The 20,780-nt window shown below is 70.9% G+C and carries 16 protein-coding genes; 6 read left to right on the forward strand and 10 right to left on the reverse strand.

All coding sequences use genetic code 11. The features are described 5' to 3' along the window. Positions 1-154 precede the first annotated feature (154 nt). The 5 genes from H293_RS0111655 to H293_RS0111675 form a co-directional block, all read right to left on the reverse strand. A complete protein-coding gene (locus H293_RS0111655) occupies positions 155-397 on the reverse strand; it encodes a DUF397 domain-containing protein (protein ID WP_028807758.1) in 243 nt (80 codons plus the stop codon). Positions 398-492: 95 nt separating this feature from the next. Next, positions 493-1,659 (reverse strand): thiolase domain-containing protein, encoded by a 1,167-nt coding sequence (locus H293_RS0111660; protein ID WP_020118057.1) that lies wholly within the window; start codon positions 1,657-1,659, stop codon positions 493-495. Further along, complete coding sequence (locus H293_RS0111665) at positions 1,656-2,699, reverse strand: thiolase domain-containing protein (protein WP_020118058.1); 1,044 nt, start codon at positions 2,697-2,699, stop codon at positions 1,656-1,658. The genes H293_RS0111660 and H293_RS0111665 overlap by 4 nt, the downstream gene beginning before the upstream one ends. Further along, the gene (locus H293_RS0111670; RefSeq protein ID WP_020118059.1) at positions 2,696-3,637 is read right to left on the reverse strand and encodes a Zn-ribbon domain-containing OB-fold protein; all 942 of its coding nucleotides are present in this window, start codon (positions 3,635-3,637) and stop codon (positions 2,696-2,698) included. The genes H293_RS0111665 and H293_RS0111670 overlap by 4 nt, the downstream gene beginning before the upstream one ends. Before the next feature lie 130 nt (positions 3,638-3,767). Next, on the reverse strand, positions 3,768-4,568 hold the full coding sequence (locus H293_RS0111675) for a crotonase/enoyl-CoA hydratase family protein (protein WP_020118060.1): 801 nt from the start codon (positions 4,566-4,568) through the stop codon (positions 3,768-3,770). 177 nt (positions 4,569-4,745) lie between these two features. Between H293_RS0111675 and H293_RS0111680 the strand changes: the two genes are divergently transcribed. Both H293_RS0111680 and H293_RS0111685 read left to right on the forward strand, forming a co-directional pair. Continuing rightward, complete coding sequence (locus tag H293_RS0111680) at positions 4,746-6,383, forward strand: acyl-CoA synthetase (protein ID WP_020118061.1); 1,638 nt, start codon at positions 4,746-4,748, stop codon at positions 6,381-6,383. Positions 6,384-6,528: 145 nt separating this feature from the next. After that, positions 6,529-8,349: an LTA synthase family protein gene (locus tag H293_RS0111685; RefSeq protein WP_020118062.1), complete on the forward strand. Its 1,821-nt coding sequence runs from the start codon at positions 6,529-6,531 to the stop codon at positions 8,347-8,349. Here H293_RS0111685 and H293_RS0111690 read toward each other — a convergent pair. Continuing rightward, complete coding sequence (locus tag H293_RS0111690; RefSeq protein ID WP_020118063.1) at positions 8,327-9,046, reverse strand: alpha/beta fold hydrolase; 720 nt, start codon at positions 9,044-9,046, stop codon at positions 8,327-8,329. The two genes, H293_RS0111685 and H293_RS0111690, sit on opposite strands and share 23 nt — an antisense overlap. 209 nt (positions 9,047-9,255) lie before the next feature. Between H293_RS0111690 and paaK the strand changes: the two genes are divergently transcribed. Next, positions 9,256-10,590 (forward strand): phenylacetate--CoA ligase PaaK, encoded by a 1,335-nt coding sequence (paaK, locus tag H293_RS0111695; RefSeq protein WP_020118064.1) that lies wholly within the window; start codon positions 9,256-9,258, stop codon positions 10,588-10,590. Here the strand turns inward: paaK and H293_RS0111700 are convergent. Next, entirely contained in the window at positions 10,556-12,052 is a 1,497-nt protein-coding gene (locus H293_RS0111700) for an acyl-CoA synthetase (protein ID WP_020118065.1), read from the reverse strand. The two genes, paaK and H293_RS0111700, sit on opposite strands and share 35 nt — an antisense overlap. Before the next feature lie 63 nt (positions 12,053-12,115). Here H293_RS0111700 and H293_RS0111705 point away from each other — a divergent pair, with 63 nt between their 5' ends. Continuing rightward, entirely contained in the window at positions 12,116-14,512 is a 2,397-nt protein-coding gene (locus H293_RS0111705; RefSeq protein ID WP_020118066.1) for a penicillin acylase family protein, read from the forward strand. An 11-nt stretch (positions 14,513-14,523) separates the two neighbouring features. Here the strand turns inward: H293_RS0111705 and H293_RS0111710 are convergent, their stop codons facing one another. Both H293_RS0111710 and H293_RS0111715 read right to left on the reverse strand, forming a co-directional pair. Then, on the reverse strand, positions 14,524-16,077 hold the full coding sequence (locus H293_RS0111710; RefSeq protein WP_020118067.1) for an acyl-CoA synthetase: 1,554 nt from the start codon (positions 16,075-16,077) through the stop codon (positions 14,524-14,526). Then, positions 16,074-17,183: a nitronate monooxygenase gene (locus H293_RS0111715; protein WP_020118068.1), complete on the reverse strand. Its 1,110-nt coding sequence runs from the start codon at positions 17,181-17,183 to the stop codon at positions 16,074-16,076. The genes H293_RS0111710 and H293_RS0111715 overlap by 4 nt, the downstream gene beginning before the upstream one ends. A gap of 104 nt (positions 17,184-17,287) precedes the next feature. Here H293_RS0111715 and H293_RS0111720 point away from each other — a divergent pair, with 104 nt between their 5' ends. Continuing rightward, entirely contained in the window at positions 17,288-19,051 is a 1,764-nt protein-coding gene (locus tag H293_RS0111720; RefSeq protein ID WP_020118069.1) for a serine hydrolase domain-containing protein, read from the forward strand. 4 nt (positions 19,052-19,055) lie between these two features. Here H293_RS0111720 and H293_RS0111725 read toward each other — a convergent pair whose 3' ends face one another. After that, the gene (locus H293_RS0111725; RefSeq protein ID WP_020118070.1) at positions 19,056-19,907 is read right to left on the reverse strand and encodes a helix-turn-helix transcriptional regulator; all 852 of its coding nucleotides are present in this window, start codon (positions 19,905-19,907) and stop codon (positions 19,056-19,058) included. Positions 19,908-19,960: 53 nt separating this feature from the next. Between H293_RS0111725 and H293_RS0111730 the strand changes: the two genes are divergently transcribed. Then, positions 19,961-20,773 carry an SDR family NAD(P)-dependent oxidoreductase gene (locus H293_RS0111730; protein WP_020118071.1) on the forward strand — a complete coding sequence of 271 codons (813 nt, stop codon included), beginning with the start codon at positions 19,961-19,963 and terminating at the stop codon, positions 20,771-20,773. The last annotated feature ends 7 nt before the right edge of the window (positions 20,774-20,780 follow it).

Here is a 20,780-nt window from a genome sequence, read left to right on the forward strand (position 1 = left end):
GTGTTCCTCACTTCCGGAAACGACCCTCGCCTTCCTGGGGTCAGCCTCGCTCAGGCGTCGGCCCCGGGAAGGTGCTCAAGGTCGCGTGTCCGGAAAAACGGAAGGAACACCGCCGGATCGGCCCGTCGGTTCACGCCCCCCTTTGTGCTCACCCTCAGGTGAGGTCGAACTCTCCTTCCCGCGCCCCTGACACGAACGCGCCCCACTCCGCGGGGGTGAAGATCAAGGAAGGGCTCTCCGGGCGGCCGCTGTTGCGCATCGCGATGAACCCCTCGACGAAGGCGATCTGGACATCCCCCCGACCGCGGCTGCTCGAGTGCCAGTCGGCGTTGCTCAGGTCCAGCTCCGGCTTCTCCCAGCCCATGAGCGGCTGCTGCTGGATGGTGGTCTCGGCCACGTCCGTGCTCCTCCCGATTGCGTCGTCCGCGGCCAGCCTAGCGATCGACCCCGACCGCCGACAGGCCACGTGAGGGGGACCTTTCGGGCGCCGATTCACGCATCAGGGGGCTCAGACCCCACCAGCCACATGGAGAAGAACTGGGATCCGCCGCCGTAGGCGTGCCCGAGCACCTTGCGGGCGCCCTCCACCTGGTGTTCCCCGGCCTGTCCACGGGCCTGGAGGGCGGCCTCGGCGAAGCGGATCATGCCGGAGGCGCCGATCGGATTGGTGGACAGCACCCCGCCCGACATGTTGACGGGCAGGTCCCCGTCCAGCTCGGTGACCCCGGCCTCGGTGAGCTTCCAGCCCTCGCCCTCCTCGGCGAAGCCGAGGTTCTCCAGCCACATGGGCTCGTACCAGGAGAACGGCACGTACATCTCGACGGCGTCGATGTCCCGGCGCGGGTCGGCGATCTGGGCCTGCCGGTACACGTCGGCCGCGCAGTCCTTGCCGGCCTGCGGCGACACGGCGTCCTTGCCGGCGAACAGCGTGGGCTCGCTGCGCATGGCGCCGCCCAGCATCCAGGCCGGCGGCCGGGGCGCCCTCGCGGCTCCGGCCCGGTCGGTGAGCACCATCGCGCAGGCTCCGTCGGAGGAGGGGCAGGTCTCCGAGTAGCGGATCGGGTCCCAGAGCATCGGCGAGGCCTGGACCTTCTCCAGGGTGATGTCGTGCTCGTGCAGGTGCGCGTACGGGTTCTTGAGCGCGTTGCGGCGGTCCTTGTACGCCACCAGGGAGCCGACCGTGTCGGGCGCGCCGGTGCGCCGCATGTACGCGCGCACGTGCGGCGCGAAGAAGCCGCCGGCTCCGGCCAGCAGGGGCTGCTGGAAGGGGATCGGCAGGGACAGGCCCCACATGGCGTTGGACTCGGACTGCTTCTCGAAGGCGAGGGTGAGGACGGTGGAGTGCACCCGGGCCGCGACCAGGTTCGCGGCGACCAGCGCCGTGGAGCCGCCGACGCTGCCCGCCGTGTGGACCCGCAGCATCGGTTTGCCCACCGCGCCGAGGGCGTCGGCCAGGTACAGCTCCGGCATCATGACGCCCTCGAAGAAGTCGGGCGCCTTGCCGATCACCACGGCGTCGATGTCGGCCCAGGTCAACTCGGCGTCGTCGAGCGCCCGCACGGCCGCCTCGCGGACGAGCCCGGCGATCGACACGTCCCGGCGGGCCGCGACGTGCTTGGTCTGGCCGATGCCTACGACGGCCACGGGCTCCTTGCTCATCGGGGATCCCCTTCGAGTACGGCGACCAGGTTCTGCTGGAGACAGGGCCCGGAGGTGGCGTGGGCGAGGGCCCGGTCGGACTCCCCCCGGTGGATCCGGGCGGCGGCCTCGCCGATGCGGGCGAGTCCGGCGGCCATCATCGGGTTGGCGGCGAGGGCGCCCCCGGAGGGGTTGACCCGCGTGGCGTCGTCGAGCCCCAGGGCCTTGCGCAGGACGACCTCCTGCGAGCTGAACGGCGCGTGCAACTCGGCGGTGTCGACGGGCCGTTCGAAGGCTCCGGCCCGCTCGGCGGCCAGGCGCGCGGAGGGCGAGTCGGTCAGGTCGCGGACGCCGAGCGAGTGCGCCTCGATGCGGTGGTCGATGCCGCGGATCCACGCCGGACGCTCGCACAGTTCCCTGGCCCGCTCCCCCGCCGCGAGGACCACCGCGGCGGCCCCGTCACCGATGGGCGGGCAGTCCCCGGTACGGAGCGGTCGTACGACGTAATCCCCTTGCGGTACCGGGCCTTTGAGCTGTGCGCGCGGGTTGTCGGTGGCGCGGCTGCGGGCGCCGATCGCCGCCAGCTCGCGCTCGTCCGTGTCGCCCGCGTCGATGAGCGCCTGGGCCTGGAGGGCGGCCAGCGCGACGGAGTCGGGCCACAGCGGGGCGACGTAGTACGGGTCGAGCTGCCGGGTGAGCACGTCCCGGAGGGAGCCCGGCGAGGACTTGCCGTAGGAGTACACCAGCGCGGTGTCGGCGTCGCCGGACAGCAGCTTGGTCCACGCCTCGTACAGCGCCCACGCCCCGTCCGTCTCGACGTGCGACTCGGAGATGGGCGGCCAGGCGCCCACGCCGTCGAGGGCGAGGGTGAAGGAGAAGGCGCGCCCGGCGAGGTAGTCGCAGGAACCTGAGCAGGTGAAGCCGATGTCGGCGGTCTTCAGGCCGGTCTGCGCGAGGACGTCGTGCAGGACCGGCATGAGCATCTCCACCTCGGACACTTCCTCGGAGGAGCGCAGGGTGTCGGACTGGGCGAAGGCGACGACCGCGATGTCACGGGTCACAGCAGCTCCTTGTAGGTGTCGTACTCCGCGTCGGGTTCACCGGTCGGCCGGTAGTGGTCCGGATATCCGCCGCCCTCGGTCCATACCGGCTCGACCCTGAGGCCCATGCGCACCTGGTCGTACGGGATGCCGCCGATCCGGCCGTGCAGGGCGAGGTCGGCGCCGTCCAGGGCGATGTGGGCGTAGACGTACGGCACTTCGATGTCGAGGTTCTTCGCCTTGATGTTGACGATGCAGAAGGTCGTGACCGTGCCGCTCGGGCCCACCTCCACCTGCTCCACCGTGGCGACACCGCAGGTGGGGCAGGCACCCCTCGGCGGCACGTACACCTTGCGGCAGGACGGGCAGCGCTCGCCGACGGCCCGGCGTTCGGCGAGGGCGTTGATGTAGGCGGTCTGGGCGCGGCCCGGCGAGTAGGTGTAGTCGAGACGGGCCTGGGCGACGATGCCGTGGACCGGGTCCTCGAACTCGCCCGCGTGGACGGTGACTTCGGAGTCGTCCCCGTCGTACGGCTCGAAGCAGGCGATGTCGGTGATGGCGCCGGTGCGTTCCTCGGCCCACCGGACACGGACGCGCATGCCCGTGCGGACGGCGTCGGGGCCGGGGGCGTCGAGCGCGTGCAGCAGGGCGGTGTCGGCACCGTCGAGCTTCACCAGGACCCAGGCGAACGGCCTGTCCAGCGGCTGGCCGCGGCGCGGTTCATGGTTCCAGGCCCAGGTGGTCACGGTGCCGGTGACACCGACGTGGACGAGGTCGCGTATCTCCTCGGCGGTGACGGGGTCGTACTCGACGGGTGGGACCAGGGTGCGCCCGTCGCGGGTTTTCACCCCGAGGATCACGCGTTCGCGCAGGCCGGTCAGGAAGGCACTCTGAACGGGCCCGAGAGAGCGGGTGAAGGGAAACTCGACGACCAGGGGAGCTTTGAGTACGTCAGGCATGAAGGGCGTGCCTCCTTGGGAGGTCGGTGCGGTGGACGGGCCCTGGGGGCGCGGAGCGGTGACATGTGCGGCCCCGCCGCGTGGGCGCGACCAGCCACAGACGGCCCGCGGCTACCGGGCCGGCTCAGCACTACGCTCGCTTGTATTCCGGCGACCGCTTCTCCGCGAACGCGCGGGCACCCTCCTTCGCATCTGCCGTGTCGAAGATCGGCCACCCCCGCTTCAGCTCGGCGGCCAGCCCGTCGGTCTCGGTCATCTCGGCGGTCTCGTAGACCGATGCCTTGACCGCCTCGACCGCGAGCGGACCGCAGGCGTTGACGAGTTCGGCGATCTCCAGGGCCTTGGCGCGTGCCGTGCCGTCGGGGACGACATGCCCGATCAGGCCGATGTCGGCGGCCTCGCGTGCGGTGTACGGGCGTCCGGTGAGCAGCATCTCCAGCGCGTGGGTGCGCGGGATCTGGCGTTGCAGCCGGACCGTGGAGCCGCCGATCGGGAACAGGCCGCGCTTCACCTCGAAGAGGCCGAAGGTCGCGGATTCGCCGGCGACCCGGATGTCGGTGCCCTGGAGCATCTCCGTGCCGCCCGCGACGCAGTACCCCTCGACGGCGGCGATCACCGGTTTGCGGGGGCGGTGGTGGCGCAGCATCGCCTTCCAGTGCAGGTCCGGGTCGGCGGTGAGCCGGTCCCGGTACTGCTCGCCGCCGGTGTTCTTGCCCGCGAGGGCCTTGAGGTCCATGCCGGCGCAGAACGAGTCGCCGGCGCCGGTGAAGACGACCGAGCGGATCGAGTCGTCGGCGTCCGCCTCCACCCAGCCGTCGTACAGGCCGACCAGCATCGGCAACGAGAGCGCGTTCTTCGCCTCCGGCCTGTTGAGCGTGAGCACCAGTGTGGCGCCCTCGCGCTGGATGTCGAGGTGTTCCGTCCCACCCATCGACCGTCTCCCCTCTGCCGGAACGAGAACAGGTTGCAGGAGGCGCCGATGCACTTCAAGGGTTTTCTGACAGACAGTCAGATTTCTTCGCGCGAACCCTTCACAGTCACGCCGCCCTTTGCTCTGATGACCGGCGAGCCGTCACAGCGCCGGGCCGGGACCAGTTCAGGAGGAACGGTGGAGTACAACCTTGCCGACCTGTTCGAGTCGGTCGTCGACGTGGTGCCGGACCGTGAGGCACTCGCGTACCTCGACATTCCCGGTACGGGTGCGGAGCGCCGGCTGACGTACGCGGAACTGGACGCCGCGGCCAACCGCATCGGTCACCATCTGCTCGACAGCGGAGTACGCGCCGGTGAGCACGTCGGACTGCACCTGTACAACGGGGTGGAGTACGTGCAGACGCTGCTGGGCTGCCTGAAGGCCCGGATCGTGCCGGTCAACGTCAACTACCGCTACGTCGAGGAGGAGTTGGTCTATCTCTACCGGGACGCGGACCTGGTGGGCCTGGTCTTCGACGGCGAGTTCACGGACCGGGTGGCGGCAGCGCTGCCGCACACGGAACGGTTGCGGCAGCTGGTGCGGGTCGGGGAGGCGGAGGCGGAGGCGGAGGCGAGCGGACTGTCGGCGGTGGACTTCGCGGACGCCGAGGCCTCCGGGTCGCCCGAGCGGGGGTTCCCGGCGCGTTCGGCCGACGACCAGTTCATCATCTACACCGGCGGCACCACCGGGATGCCCAAGGGTGTGATGTGGCGCCACGAGGACCTGTTCTTCTCCGGGCTGGGCGGGGGCGCTCCGACCGGGGAGCCGGTGAAGCGGCCCGAGGAACTGGCCGAGCGGGTCGCCGCGGGCGGCGCCGGGATCACGTTCTTCCCCACGCCCCCGCTGATGCACGGCACCTCGACACTGACCTCCCTCATCGGCTTCAACTTCGGCCAACGGGTCGTCCTGCACCGCAAGTTCGTGCCCGAGGAGGTGCTGCGGACCGTCCAGCGGGAGAAGGTGAACGCCATGTCGCTGGTGGGCGACGCGATGCTGCGGCCGCTCATCGACGCGCTGGAGGGCCCGATGAAGGGCACCGACATGTCATCGGTGTTCAGCGTGTCCTCGTCGGGCGCGATCATGTCGGACACGGTGAGCCGGCAGTTCCGGGCACTGGTCCCGAACGCCATGCTGCTCAACAACTTCGGCTCCTCCGAATCCGGCTTCAACGGCACGGCCACGGAGGACTCCGGCCCCGAACGCGGCTTCCGGGTCCGGGTCAACTCCCGTACCCAGGTGGTCGATCCCGCGAGCCACGAGCCCGTCGCGGTGGGCGAGGTGGGCCGGGTCGCGCAGTGCGGCCATGTGCCGCTCGGCTACTACAACGACCCCCGCAAGACCGCCGAGACCTTCTTCGAGAAGGACGGTGAGCGGTGGGTGCTGCTCGGCGACATGGCCACCGTCGACGAGGAGGGGGTCGTCACCGTCCTCGGGCGGGGCTCGCAGTGCATCAACACGGGTGGCGAGAAGGTGTACCCCGAGGAGGTCGAGCAGGCGCTCAAGGCCCATCCGGACGTGTACGACGCGCTCGTGGCCGGAGTGCCGGACGTGAAGTGGGGGCACCATGTGGCGGCCGTCGTGCAGTTGCGCGCGGGGGCGGTGCGGATGTCCCTGGACGACCTCCAGACGCACTGCCGGGCGCGGCTCGCGGGCTACAAGGTGCCGCGCCAGCTGGTGATCACGGAGTCCATCCGCCGGTCGCCGAGCGGCAAGGCGGACTACCGGTGGGCGCAGAAGGTGGCAGCCGTGGCGGCGGCGCCGGCCGACGGGTAAAGGTCCCGTTATGGCCCCCGTGCGATTGAACCGAACGTGACGTGCGAACGTACTGGTGGTGGCAGGCTCGGTGAGCGGGCCCTGTTCGTCATGCCGTCGTGGCAGGACCGCACGCCATAGCAAGACCGCACGGAAGGACCACCGGGTGTCGCTCTTCACTCGCTCTCGTCAACTGCCGGACACGGTGACGGAGGAGGCCGTGGAGGAGGCTCCGTCGGCCGAGGACGAGGGTGAGCACCTCCCCACGGACGCAGCCCTCCCCACGGACGCAGCCCTCCCCACGGACGCAGCCCTCCCCACGGAAGTACCCGACTCCCCTCGCCCCGGCTGGTTCGGCTGGCGCCGCCGCTACCCCCGTACGGCCAGGGGTGTGTCCGTCGGGACGAGCGTGCTGGCCGGTCTTCTGGTGCTGCTCGTGCTGCTCTTCCCCAACCGGCTCGACCACATGAACCTCCGGTCGTTCTTCAGGCTCCCCGTCGAGGCGATCGTCATCGCGGCCGTCCTCCTGGTGCTGCCGCCGAAGGCACGGCGGATCGCGGCGGTCGCCTTCGGGGTGTTCCTCGGACTGTTCACGGTCCTGAAGTTCCTCGACATGGGCTTCTACCAGACCCTGGCCCGGCCTTTCGACCTGGTCTTCGACTGGATCATGCTGGGCAACGCGACGGACTGGCTCAGGGAGTCGTTCGGCCGCACCGGCGAGGTGCTCGCGGTCACCGGGGTGATCGTCCTGTTCATCGCCCTGCTCGCGCTGAGCACGTGGGCGACGGTACGGCTGACGAACGTGATGTCCCGGCACCGCCCCCAGGCCGTCGGCACCACCCTGATTCTCGGCACGGTGTGGGTCACCTGCTTCACGGTGGGTGTGCAGTTCGGCGGGGTCTCGTTCGCCACCAAGGGCAACACCGAGTTCCTCGCCAACCGGGTGCAGCATGTGCGCAACGGACTGGGTGACGCCAAGGTCTTCGAGAAGGAGTCCGCCGTCGACGCCTTCGCCGCCACCCCTCCGAACCAGCTCCTGACCGGGCTGCACGGCAAGGACGTCCTGTTCACGTTCATCGAGAGCTACGGCCGGGTGGCGATCGACGACCCGGCGATGGCACCGGAAATGGACGCGACGCTCAAGAAGGGCGACGCGACGCTCAAGTCGGCCGGGTTCGCGTCGCGCAGCGGCTGGCTGAGGTCCCCCGTGACGGGCGCCGGCAGCTGGATGGCCCACTCGACGTTCCTGTCCGGGCTGTGGGTCAAGAACCAGCAGCGGTACCTGAACCTCACCTCCAGTGACCGCGCGACCCTCACCAGCTACTTCCAGAAGACGGGTGACTGGCGCACGGTCGGCATCGTGCCGGGTGTACGCAAGTCCTGGCCCGAGGGCAAGTACTTCGGTCTCGACCACATCTACGACTCCACCCACCTCGGATACAAGGGCCCCTACTTCAGCTGGACGCCCGTACCGGACCAGTTCAGCCTGGAGGCCTTCCAGAAGCTGGAGCACGGCAAGAAGAACCGCGACCCGATCATGGCGGAGATCATCCTGGCCTCCAGTCACAACCCCTGGTCGCCGATCGCCCACACGATCGACTGGAACGACCTCGGTGACGGTTCGGTCTTCGAGCAGATCAAGAAGGAGGGCACGAACCCTACAGAGGTCTGGAAGAGCCAGGAGCGGGTGCGCACCGAGTACCGCAAGGCCATCCAGTACTCCGTGGACAGTCTGACCCAGTGGATGCAGCGCTACGGCGACGAGAACACGGTCCTGGTCTTCCTCGGCGACCACCAGCCCGTCCCGACCGTCACCAAGGGCTCCACCAGCAGGGACGTGCCGGTCACGATCGTCGCCAAGGACCCGAAGGTGCTCGACCGGGTCGACGACTGGAACTGGACCGACGGCCTCAAGCCCGCCGACAACGCGCCCGAGTGGGGCATGGACAAGTTCCGCGACCGCTTCATGACGGCGTTCGCGAAGTGAGGTCCGGCGTCGCGTCCAGGAAGGGCACGACGCCTGCCAGGAACTCCTCCGGCCTGGCCTCATGCACGAGATGACCACCACCGACGGTCACCAGCCGGGCGGCGGGTATCGATGAGGCCAGCAGGGCGATCTGCTCCTGCGGGATAAGACTGGTGGGACCGCCCGCGATGAGCAGCGTGGGCATGGTGATCCGCTCCATGTGGTCCCACCACACAGGGTCCGGGGCGTTGCGCTGGGCGTCGGTTGCCCGCAGCATGGCCCAGTCGAAGGGCGGGGCGGTCTCCGGGGCGGGGGCGGGCGGTCGAGGCGGGTCGAGGGGCATCGGCGCGGGGACGTCCTCCAGGACCAGGCGTCGTACGACACGGGGCGCGTGCTGCGCGACGAGGTAGGCGACGACTCCACCGAGCGAATGGCCCACCACGTCGGCACGCTCGACACCCAGCGCGGCCAGGAAGCCGAGCATGTCGTCTCGCATCGCCTCGTACGCGTACGCTCCCGGCCAGTCGCTCCGCCCGTGCCCCCGCAGATCGGGCGCGTACACCCGCCGCGGACGCGCTCCCCCGGCCAGCCGCTCGGCGATCCTGCTCCAGTCGGCCCCGTCCGCACCACGGCAGTGCAACAGCAGCACGGGCGGCGCGTCCTCGGGCCCCCAGGACCGGTACGCGAGAGTGATGCCGTTGGCCCTGACGAAGTCCATGCCGGCGAGCGTATCCGGAGGGATGATCGGCTGCGGTCCTGCTCTGCCCGGGGCAGAAATGCCGACTCGAAGAGCGGCAGCCAGTCGGGGGCGCCCGAATCGTGGCGGCCTCTTGCCTCAGCCCCGCTCGCCTGGATTACTGATCCCCAGGACCACGACCGAATGATCGGTCGCCCGTAGTGATGTGGTTGGCGAAAGGGACGTTTCCGATGGCGGATGCGGCGGAGCTGCTGGACTCGGGGGAACGGCTGGATGCCGGGGCGTTGCGGGCGTTGCAGCTGGAGCGGATGCGGGCCTCGTTGCGGCACGCGTACGAGCATGTGCCGTTCTACCGGGAGTCCTTCGACAAGGCGGGGGTCCGCCCGGACGACTGCCGGTCCCTGAGCGATCTCGCCAGGTTCCCGTTCACCACCAAGGCCGACCTGCGCGAGAACTATCCGTACGGGATGTTCGCCGTGCCCCGGGACCATGTGCGCCGCATCCATGCCTCCAGCGGCACCACTGGGCGCCCCACGGTTGTCGGCTACACCGAGAACGATCTCTCCCTGTGGGCCGACGTCGTGGCACGTTCCCTCCGGGCGGCGGGTGCCCGGCCCGGGGACGTGGTGCATGTGGCGTACGGCTACGGGCTGTTCACCGGCGGGCTCGGCGCGCACTACGGCGCCGAACGCCTCGGCTGTACGGTCGTCCCCGCGTCCGGCGGCATGACGGCACGCCAGGTCCAGCTCATCCAGGACCTGGAACCCGCGATCATCATGGTGACCCCGTCGTACATGCTCACGCTTCTGGACGAGTTCGAGCGGCAGGGCGTCGATCCGCGGAGCACCTCCCTGCGCGTGGGCGTCTTCGGTGCCGAGCCCTGGACGGAGGAGATGCGCCGGGAGATCGAGGAGCGGTTCGCGATCGACGCCGTCGACATATACGGGCTGTCGGAGGTGATCGGCCCGGGCGTCGCGCAGGAGTGCGTGGAGACCAAGGACGGCCTCCATGTGTGGGAGGACCACTTCTTCCCCGAGATCGTCGACCCCATCACCGGGGAGGTCCTGCCGGACGGAGAGAGGGGTGAACTGGTGTTCACCTCGCTCACCAAGGAGGCCATGCCCGTCATCCGCTACCGGACCCGGGATCTGACCCGGCTGCTGCCGGGCACGGCCCGGGTGTTCCGGCGGATGGAGAAGGTCACCGGCCGCAGCGACGACATGGTGATCCTGCGCGGGGTGAACCTCTTCCCGACCCAGGTCGAGGAGATCGTCCTGCGCACCCCCGGCGTGGCGCCCCACTTCCAGCTCCGGCTCACCCGCGAGGGCCGCCTGGACGCCCTGACCGTGCGCGCGGAGGCCCGGCCGGACGCCACGCCCGAGGCCCGCGACGCCGCCGCGCGATCCATCGCGGCGGCCGTCAAGGACGGCATCGGGGTGTCGGTCGGCGTCGAGATCGTCGAACCGGAGTCCCTGGAGCGGTCGGTGGGGAAGATCCGCCGGATCGTCGACCTGCGCCCCCGCGAGTCCTTCACGACGAGAACCGGTCCCGCAGCTCCCGCTTGAGGATCTTCCCGCTGGCGTTCCGCGGCAGTTCGTCCACGAACAGCACCCGCTTGGGCGCCTTGAAGTGGGCGAGCTTCTCGCGCGCGTGGTCGATCAGTTCTGTTTCGGTGACCTCGCCGCGCGGGACCACGACAGCGGTGACGGCCTCGATCCACCGTTCGTCGGGCAGGCCGATCACGGCGACCTCGGCGACGGCCTCGTGCGTGTAGAGCGCGTCCTCGACCTGGCGTGAGGCGACCAGCACCCCACCGGAGTTGATGACGTCCTTCACCCGGTCGACGATCGTGAAGTAGCCGTGCGCGTCCCGCACCGCGAGGTCGCCGGAGTGGAACCAGCCGTCCCGGAAGGCCGCTTCGGTCTCCTCGGGCTTGTCCCAGTAGCCCTCGCACAACTGCGGTGACTTGTAGACGATCTCGCCGGGCGTACCGTCGGGCACGTCCTTGCCGTTCTCGTCCACGACCCGCGCGTCGACGAACAGGACGGTGCGGCCGCAGGAGTCCATCCGCCCCTTGTGCTCGTCGGGCGCGAGGACGGTGGCCAGCGGGCCGATCTCGCTCTGGCCGAAGCAGTTGTAGAAGGCCAGCTTCGGCAGGCGCTCGCGGAGCCGTTCCAGGACGGGCACCGGCATGATCGAGGCGCCGTAGTACGCCTTCCGCAGCCCGCCGAGGTCACGGGTGGCGAAGTCGGGGCGGTTGGCCAGTGCGATCCACACCGTGGGCGGGGCGAACAGGCTGTCCGCGCGGCCCTGCTCGATCAGGTCGAAGAGCCGGTCGCCGTCGGGCGCGTCGAGGATGATGTTCGTCGCGCCGACCGCGAGATACGGCAGCAGGAAGACGTGCATCTGGGCCGAGTGGTACAGCGGCAGCGAGTGCACGGGCCGGTCGCCGGCGCTCAGGTCGCAGGCGGTGATCGCGCTCAGGTACTCGTGGACCAGGGCGCGGTGGGTCATCATCGCGCCCTTCGGCAGGGCCGTCGTCCCCGAGGTGTACAACAGCTGGACCAGGTCCTCGCTGCGCGCTTCCGGGCCGTCGTACGGCGGCGTCGCGTCGAGGCGTGCCAGCAGCGAGTCGGCGGAGTCCCGCAGGGGCAGCGTGCGCACACCGTCCGGCAGCCGTCCCGCGAGGCCGGGGTCGGCGAGGACGAGGGTGCTGCCCGACTGGCCGACGATGTACGCCAGATCGTCGCCGGTGAGGTTCTGGTTGACCGGCACATGCACCAGCCCCGCGCGGGCGCAGGCGAGGAAGGCGATCAGATACGCGTCCGAGTTGTGGCCGTAGGCGCCGACCCGGTCACCGTGGTCGAGGCCCTGGTCGAGGAGCAGGCGCGCCGCGCGGGATACGGCGTCGTCGAGTTCCTCGTACGTCCACGAGCGCTCGGCGTACTCCACCGCGACGCGCGCCGGGGTGCGCCGGGCGCTGCGCCTCAGCACCCCGTCAACCGTACTGCCGTGTCCAGGCGTCATACGGGACAACCTACCGGTTGGTACGCTCAACCGCTCCTTCCCTCAATGACGTTGGGAGGCACGATGCGCACCCGCCCCAGACGCTTCGTCGTCACGGCCGTCGCCCTGTTCGCCGCCGTCGGCACCCTGCCGGCCGCGGCCGCGCAGGACCAGCACAGACAGGAACATCCGTCGCACGGCGGTCTGTCCGCCACCATCCGCTACACCGAGTACGGCATCCCGCACATCCTCGCGAGGAACTACGCGGACCTCGGCTTCGGCACCGGGTGGGCGCAGGCCGCCGACCAGGTGTGCACGCTCGCCGACGGGTTCGTGACCGTGCGCGGCGAGCGTTCGCGGTACTTCGGGGCCGACGCGGCCTCCGACTCCGCGCTCTCCTCGGCCACGAAGAACCTCGCCGGCGACCTGTACTTCCGCGGAGTGCGGGAGGCGGGGACAGTGGAGAAACTGATGGCCGAGCCGGCGCCCCGTGGACCGAGCCGCGAGGTGAAGGACCTGATACGGGGCTTCGCCGCGGGCTACAACACGTGGCTGAAGAAGAACCGGATCACCGACCCCGCGTGCAAGGGCGCCGACTGGGTGCGTCCCGTGTCGGTCCAGGACGTGGCCGCGCGCAGCTTCGCGCTGGCCGTGCTCGGCGGTCAGGGCCGGGCCGTGGACGGCATCACCGCCGCACAGCCACCCTCGTCCACCACCCCGACGACGGGCGCACCGGACGCTCAGGACACCGCACGCGCGGCTCGTGAGCTCCTCGCGGCCGACTCCGCCGACATGGGCTCCAACGCCGTCGCCTTCAGCGGGGCCACGACGGCGAACGGCCGCGGGCTCCTCCTCGGCAACCCGCACTACCCCTGGCAGGGCGGCCGCCGCTTCTGGCAGTCGCAGCAGACCATCCCCGGCGAACTGAACATCGCGGGCGGCTCGCTGCTCGGCTCGGCGACGATGTCCATCGGCCACAACGCCCAGGTGGCCTGGAGCCACACCGTGGCCACCGGCGTCCCCTTCAACCTGCACCAGCTCACCCTGGACCGGGCCGACCCGACCACGTATCTCGTGGACGGCAGGCCGGAGCGGATGACCAGGCGCGAGGTGACCGTCGCCGTCCAGGGCGGCGCACCGGTGACGAGGGCCCAGTGGTGGACGCGGTACGGCCCCGTCGTCACCTCGCTCGGGGCCGCGCTGCCGCTGCCCTGGACGACCACGACGGCGTACGCCCTCAACGACCCGAACGCCACCAACCTGCGCGCCTCCGACACGGCCCTCGGCTTCAGCAAGGCCCGTGGTACGCGCGACGTGCTGGGCGCGTTGCGGCGCACACAGGGGCTGCCCTGGGTCAACACGATCGCCGCCGACTCGCGGGGGCACACGCTGTTCACGCAGTCCCAGGTGCTCCCCCGGATCACCGACGAGCTGGCGCAGCGCTGCTCCACCCCCTTGGGCAAGGCCACCTACCCCGCCTCGGGGGTGGCGATCCTGGACGGCTCGCGCGGCGACTGCGCCCTCGGCAACGACACGGACGCCGTACAGCCAGGGATCTTCGGGCCCGCGAAGATGCCGGTGCTCAAGGACGCGCCGTACGCGGAGAACTCCAACGACAGCGCCTGGCTGGCCAACGCCGAGCGTCCGCTGACGGGTTACGAGCGGGTCTTCGGCACGCTGGGGACGCAGCGTTCCCTGCGCACGCGGGGTGCTCTGCAGGACGTGTCCGCGATGGCCGCGCGGGGTCGGCTGACCGTGCGCGATCTTCAGGAGCAGCAGTTCGCCAACCGCGTGCCCGCGGGCGAACTCGTGGCGGCGGACGCGGCGAGGGCATGTGCGGCCCTGCCCGGTGGCACGGCGACGGGCAGTGACGGCAAGGCCGTTGACGTCACCGAGGCCTGCGGGGTGCTCGCGGCCTGGGACCGCTCCGCCGACACCGGCAGCCGGGGCGCGCTGCTCTTCGACCGGTTGTGGCGGAAACTGCCCGTGTCCCAGCTGTGGAAGGTGCCGTTCTCGGCAGCCGACCCCGTGCACACCCCGAACAACCTCAACACCGGCTCACCCGCGTTCGCGACGGCCCTCGCGGACACGGTCACCGAGCTCAGGGCGGCGGGCATCACGCTGAACTCCCGGCTCGGCGAACACCAGTTCGTCGTACGGAACGGCAAGCGCATCGCCGTTCCGGGCGGCACCGAGTCGCTGGGGGTGTGGAACAAGGTCGAGCCGGTGTGGGACCCGGCGGGCGGCGGATACACGGAGGTGACCACCGGGTCCAGCTACATCCAGGCGGTCGGCTGGGACGGCGGCCGGTGCCCGGTGGCCCGGACCCTGCTGACGTACTCCCAGTCCTCGAACCCCGACTCTCCGCACTTCAGCGACCAGACCCGGCTGTTCTCGGCAAAGAAGTGGGTGACGTCCCGGTTCTGCGAGAAGGACATCCTGTCGTCGCCCGCGCTGCGGATCGTCCGGGTCCGTTCCTGAGGCCCTGAGGCTCACACCGGCCGGGAGCGCCCCTCCCAGTACGGGTCCCGCAGGCGCCGCTTGTACAGCTTGCCGTTGGGATCGCGGGGCATCTCGGTGATGAAGTCGACGCTCTTCGGGCGCTTGTAGCCCGCGAGTTGCGCGGCGCAGTGGGCGAGGATGTCGCCGGCCAGGTCCGGCCCGGGGGTGTGACCCGGGGCCGGTTCCACCACGGCCTTGACCTCCTCGCCCCAGTCGTCGTGCGGGATGCCGAAGGCGGCGGCGTCGGCGACGGCCGGGTGCTGGAGCAGGACCGACTCGATCTCGGCCGGGTAGATGTTGACCCCGCCGGAGATGATCATGTCGATCTTGCGGTCGCGCAGGAAGAGGTAGCCGTCCTCGTCGAGCAGGCCCAGGTCGCCGACGGTGAAGAAGTCGCCGATGCGGTTCTTCTTCGTCTTGGCCTCGTCCTTGTGGTACGCGAAGCCGCCTGTGTTCATCTTCAGGTAGACGGTGCCGAGTTCGCCGGGCGGCAGCCGGTTGCCGTCGTCGTCGAAGATCGCGAGCTCGCTGATGGGCCAGGCCTTGCCGACCGTCCCCGGCTTCTTCAGCCAGTCCTCGGCGGTCGCGAAGGCTCCGCCGCCCTCGCTGGCCGCGTAGTACTCCTCCACGCAGGGCCCCCACCAGTCGAGCATCGCCCGCTTCACATGGTCGGGGCAGGGGGCGGCGCCGTGGATGGCGTGCCGCATGGACGAGACGTCGTAGCGTGCCCGGACCTCCTCGGGCAGCGCCAGCAGACGGTGGAACTGGGTCGGGACCATGTGCGTGTGGGTGCACCCGTGGGCGTCGATCAGCCGCAGCATCTCCTCCGGCGTCCACTTGTCCATCAGGACCAGCGGGTGGCCGATGTGCAGGGACGCGGCCGCGAACTGCAGGACGGCGGTGTGGTAGAGCGGCGAGCAGACGAGGTGGACGTTGTCGTCGAAGGGCCGGATCCCGAAGATGCCGAGGAAGCCGCCGAGGTACGCCTCCTCCGGCTGCTTGCCGGGCAGGGGCCGGCGGATGCCGCGCGGGCGGCCCGTCGTCCCCGAGGTGTAGTTCATGACCCAGCCCAGTTCACGGTCAGCGGGCGTGGATTCCGGTTGCCCGTCGAGGAGTTCGGCGTACGGCCGGAAGCCCTCGATCTCGCCGACGGCGTAGCGGTGGGTCGCGGCAAGGCCCGCCTCGTCGGCCGCCTGCCGGGCCGCGTCGGCGAAGCGTTCGTGGGCGAGGAGCACCTTGGCGCCGGAGTCGGCGACGATCCAGGCGATCTCGGGGGCGACGAAGTGGTGGTTGATCGGGACCAGGTAGAGACCGGCCTGGCTGGCGGCGAGGTGGGCGGTGAAGAACTCCGCGCTGTTGGGCAGGACGACGGCGAAGGCGTCCCCGCGTTCGAGGCCGGCGGCCCGCAGGCCGTGCACGAGCTGGTTGGCGGCCGCCAGGAGGCGGCCCGCGGTCCAGGACGAGCCGTCGGGGGCGACGAGGACCGTGCGGGAGGGATCCTGCGCGGCCTGGGCCCAGAAGCCCGCGGGAGGTGTGCTCGTCACTGGCCGCTCCTTCCGGCGATGCGGTTGATGCGATCGACGGCCTCCTCGAAGCCGCGGGTGAGGTCGTCGAAGACGGCCTGGACGCTGCGTTCGCTGGTCATCCGGCCGACGATCTGGCCGACGGGCGTGCCCAGGAGGGGTTCCACCTCGTACTTCTGGATCCGCGAGACGGCGTCGGCGACCAGCAGGCCCTGGAGGGGCATGGGCAGGGTGCCGGGCCCGTCGGCGGAGTCCCAGGCGTCGGTCCATTCCGTACGGAGCTGGCGGGCGGGCTTCCCGGTCAGCGCGCGGGAGCGGACGGTGTCGCCGGAGCCGGCCGCGAACAGCTTCTCGATCAGCTTGGGCGAGGGCAGTTCGGCCTCGGTGGTGGTCAGCCATATGGAGCCCAGCCACACACCCTGGGCGCCGAGTGCCAGTGCGGCCGCCACCTGCTGACCGCTGCCGATGCCTCCCGCCGCCAGCACGGGCAGCGGGTTCACGGCGTCGACGACGTCGGGGGTGAGGACCATGGAGGCGATGTCACCGGTGTGGCCGCCTGCCTCGTAGCCCTGGGCGACCACGATGTCGATGCCGCCCTCCTTGTGCTTCACGGCGTGCCGCGCGCTGCCCGCGAGCGCCGCCACCAGGACGTTCTGCTCGTGTGCGCGGGCCACCACGTCGGCGGGCGGGGAGCCCAGGGCGTTGGCGAGCAGCCGGATGGGATAGTCGAAGGCGACGTCCAGCTGGTTGCGGGCGACCTGTTCCATCCAGCCCGTGATGCGCCACCCGGACGCCTCGCCCTCGGCGAGTTCGGGCACGCCGTACTTGGCGAGGGTGTCCCTGACGAACTGCCGGTGCCCCTCGGGGATCATCGCCTCGACATCCGCCTCGGTCACCCCTTCGACCTTCTTGGCGGGCATGACGACGTCCAGGCCGTACGGCTTGCCGTCGACGTGGGCCTCGATCCAGTCGAGGTCGCGTTTGAGTTCGTCGGGGGCCGTGTAGCGGACCGCGCCGAGCACTCCGAAGCCGCCGGCCCGGCTGATGGCCGCGGCGACGGCGGGGAACGGCGTGAAGCCGAAGACGGCGTGCTCGACTCCCAGTTTCTTGCTCAGCTCCGTCTGCATGGCCGCAGGATGCCGCAGACCTCCGGACGACGGAAGAGGTTTTCTGATGCTCCGTCAGATTCAGGTCAGGTCGCCGTTTCCGGGTCGCCGGATACAGTTCCACGATGACCGATGAGGTGACCACCGGAGTGACCCGCCGTCAGCTGGCCCGCAGAACACTCGCCCTGGGCGGCGCACTCGCCATCGCCCCCTTCCCCGCGGGCCCCGCCGAGGCGGCGGATCCCACAACCCGTCCGACCCTCCGCCACGGCTCCCCCGAACGGGCTGGGCTCGTCCCCGCCCATCTGCGCCGACTCGTCACCGACGCGGAGACGTTCCTCGGCCCCTCCCCCGAGCACCCCTGGTACGCGGGCGCCGTCCTGCTCGCCGGGCGCGGCGGCACGGTGGCCCTGCACCGGCCGATCGGCATGGCGGTGCGCTACCGGTCGTACGACGAGAAGACCGACACCGGCGTCGAGTTCCCGGCCGACCAGCAGATCCCCATGGCCGAGGACACCGTCTTCGACCTCGCCTCGGTGTCGAAGCTGTTCACCTCCCTCCTCGCCGTCCAGCAGGTCGAGCGGGGCGCGCTGGAACTGGAGGGCAAGGTCGCCGCGTATCTCCCGGAGTTCGGCGCGGCGGGCAAGCAGGACATCACGGTCCGTCAACTCCTCACGCACACCTCGGGGTTCAGGTCGTGGATCCCGCTGTACAACGCGCCGACGTACGAGGAGAAGCTCCAGCTCGTCTGGAACCAGGCGCCCCTCAACCCGCCCGGGTCGACCTACCTCTACTCCGACCTCAACCTCATCTCGCTCCAGCTGGTCCTGGAGCGGGTCACGGGCCGCGCGCTGGACGTCCTGCTGCGCGAGGAGATCGCCGGCCCGCTCGGTCTGCGCAGCACCCGCTACGACCCGCCCGCCTCCTGGAAACCGAGGATCGCGGCCACGGAGGACGCCCGCAAGCCCTGGTCCGGCCTCGACAGAGGGCTGGTGTGGGGCGAGGTGCACGACGAGAACGCCTTCGCCCTCGGCGGGGTCGCCGGGCACGCCGGCGTCTTCTCCACCGCGTGGGACCTTGCCGTGCTGGGACGCACCCTCCTCAACGGCGGGACGTACGGCAGGACCCGCATCCTGCGCCCGGAGTCCGTGGAGCTGATGTTCACCGACTTCAACACGGCCTTCCCCGGCGACGAGCACGGACTCGGGTTCGAGCTCTACCAGCACTGGTACATGGGAGCGATGGCCACTCCGCGCACCGCGGGGCACACCGGCTTCACCGGTACCTCGCTGGTGCTCGACCCGACGACCGACTCCTTCCTCGTCGTGCTCGGCAACTCGGTGCATCCGGTGCGCACTTGGCGCTCCGGCTCGGCACCCCGGGTGGCCGCCGGGAACAACATGGCCCGCGCGGTGGCGGTCCGTCCGGCTCGGGGCCGTACGGCATGGTTCTCGGGAATGGCGAGCGCCACGAACGCCACCCTCACACTGCCCGCGCTGGACACGTCGTCGGGTGCCGCACGGCTGCGGTGTGCGCTGTGGTGGGACGTCGAGCCCGCGGACGCCCTGGCCCTGGAGGCCACGACGGACGGCGGGGCCACGTGGCAGCCGGTGCCGTTCACCACGGAACACGACGGCGAGCAGGATCACCCCACCGGTACGGTCACCGGCTGGTCGGGACGGGTCTGGTACCGGCTCACCGCCGGCCTTCCGGCAGCTCGCCGACTCGCCCTGCGCTGGCGGTACTGCACGGACCGGCTGTACGTCGGCCGGGGCGCGTACGTCGACGCGCTGTGCGTCGCAGCGGGCGACCGCGTCCTCTTCGACGCCTCACGTCCGGCGGACGCGGCGCGGATCGAGGCGGTCGGCTGGACGGCGTCCGCGGACTGACGGCTCAGCCGGGGACGTCCAGGCGCTGGGTGCCGACGACCGACAGCAGCCGCAGCGCCTCCTCGGAGGGGGAGCCGGGAGCGGCGGTGTAGACCACGACCCGCTGGTCGCGGTCGGCGATGTCCAGGACGTCGCAGTTGACCACGACGGGGCCGACCACGGGGTGGTCGAAGGTCTTGCACAGGGTGGGACTGGCCGTGACGTCATGGGCGGCCCACAGCCTGGCGAACTCCTCGCTGCCGTCCAGAAGTTCGGCCACCAGGCCGGTCAGTTCGGCATCGCCGGGATAGCGGGCGGAGGCGGCGCGCAGGTGCTGCACCGAGGAGATCGCGAACTCCTCCCCGTCCGACACCCCGTACAGGCGCCGGCCGTGCGGGTGCGGGCCGAGGAAGGCGCGTCGGACGAGGTTGCGGTCCCGGCGGGACAGGGCGGAGAAGTCCTCCATGAGGGCCGCGGCCAGGTCGTTCCAGGCGATGACCTCGTGAGCGGCCGAGATGACGATCGCGGCGGCCTGCGGCAGCCGGTGCAGCAGGTCGACGATGCTCTGGCGGACCTCTCGGCAGGGGCCGGGCGGCGGGCCGGGCGGGGTGCCGGCCAGATGGTGGAGGTGATCGCGTTCGGCGTCCGACAGCCGCAGGGCGCGGGCGACCTGGGCCAGGACCTCCATGGACGGACGGGGTCCGCGCGCCTGCTCCAGCCGGGTGTAGTACTCGGTGGAGATGTACGCCAGTTGCGCCACCTCCTCGCGGCGCAGGCCCGGGGTGCGACGGCGCGGTCCGGCGGGCAGCCCCACGTCCGCGGGGGTGATGCGCTCGCGCCGGCTGCGCAGGAAGTCGGCCAGTTCTCGTCGGTCCACGCTCCCAGTGTGCGGGGTTGCGGACGGCCCAGCCAGGTACCGCCGGTGCCTGGATGAGCCCGGGCGCCGGCGGCAGGCTCGTCGGCATGACCAACACCATGACGACCCCTGCTCTGCTCGTCGACAAGGTCGCCTTCATCACCGGCGCCGGACGCGGTATCGGCGCGGCGGCCGCCCGGCTGTTCGCCCGCGAAGGCGCCCGGGTCGTCCTCGCGGCCCGCACGGAGGCCCAGCTCAAGGCGGTGACGGAGGAGATCCGTGCCGCGGGCGGCACCGCCGAGTACGTCCGGTGCGATCTGGCCGACCCGGCGAGCGTCCGCGCCGCCGTGGACCGGGCCGTCGAGCTGTACGGCAGGCTCGACGTCGCCTTCAACAACGGGGCGACCATCCAGCAGCCCGGCCCCATGGACCAGCTGTCCGAGGCCGAGTTCGACCACGTCATGTCCGTCAACCTCAAGGGTCCCTGGCTGGCGATGAACGCCGAGATCGCCGCGATCCGGGCCACCGCCGGGACCGGCGCGATCGTCAACAACTCCAGTATCGGCAGCCTGCTGGCCAACCCCTGGCTGCCCGCGTACGGCGCCGCCAAGCGGGCGGTCAACAGCCTGACCGCGTCGGCCGCCGCCACGTACGGCCCGGAGGGCATCCGGGTCAACGCCGTCGCCCCCGGCACCACGATGACGGAGATGATCGACGAGTGGGAGACGAGCTCCCCGGGCATCGTCGAGCAGCTCGTCGCGCAGACCCCGCTGGGCCGTGGCGCCGACCCGGCCGAGATCGCCGAGGCCGCGGCCTGGCTCCTGAGCGACCGGGCCTCGTACGTCACCGGAGTGGTGCTCCAGGTCGACGGCGGCAGCCGGGCCTGAGGGCGCC

Origin of the sequence: Streptomyces canus 299MFChir4.1 (genome assembly GCF_000383615.1) — a bacterium.
GTDB classification, from domain to species: domain Bacteria; phylum Actinomycetota; class Actinomycetes; order Streptomycetales; family Streptomycetaceae; genus Streptomyces; species Streptomyces canus_C.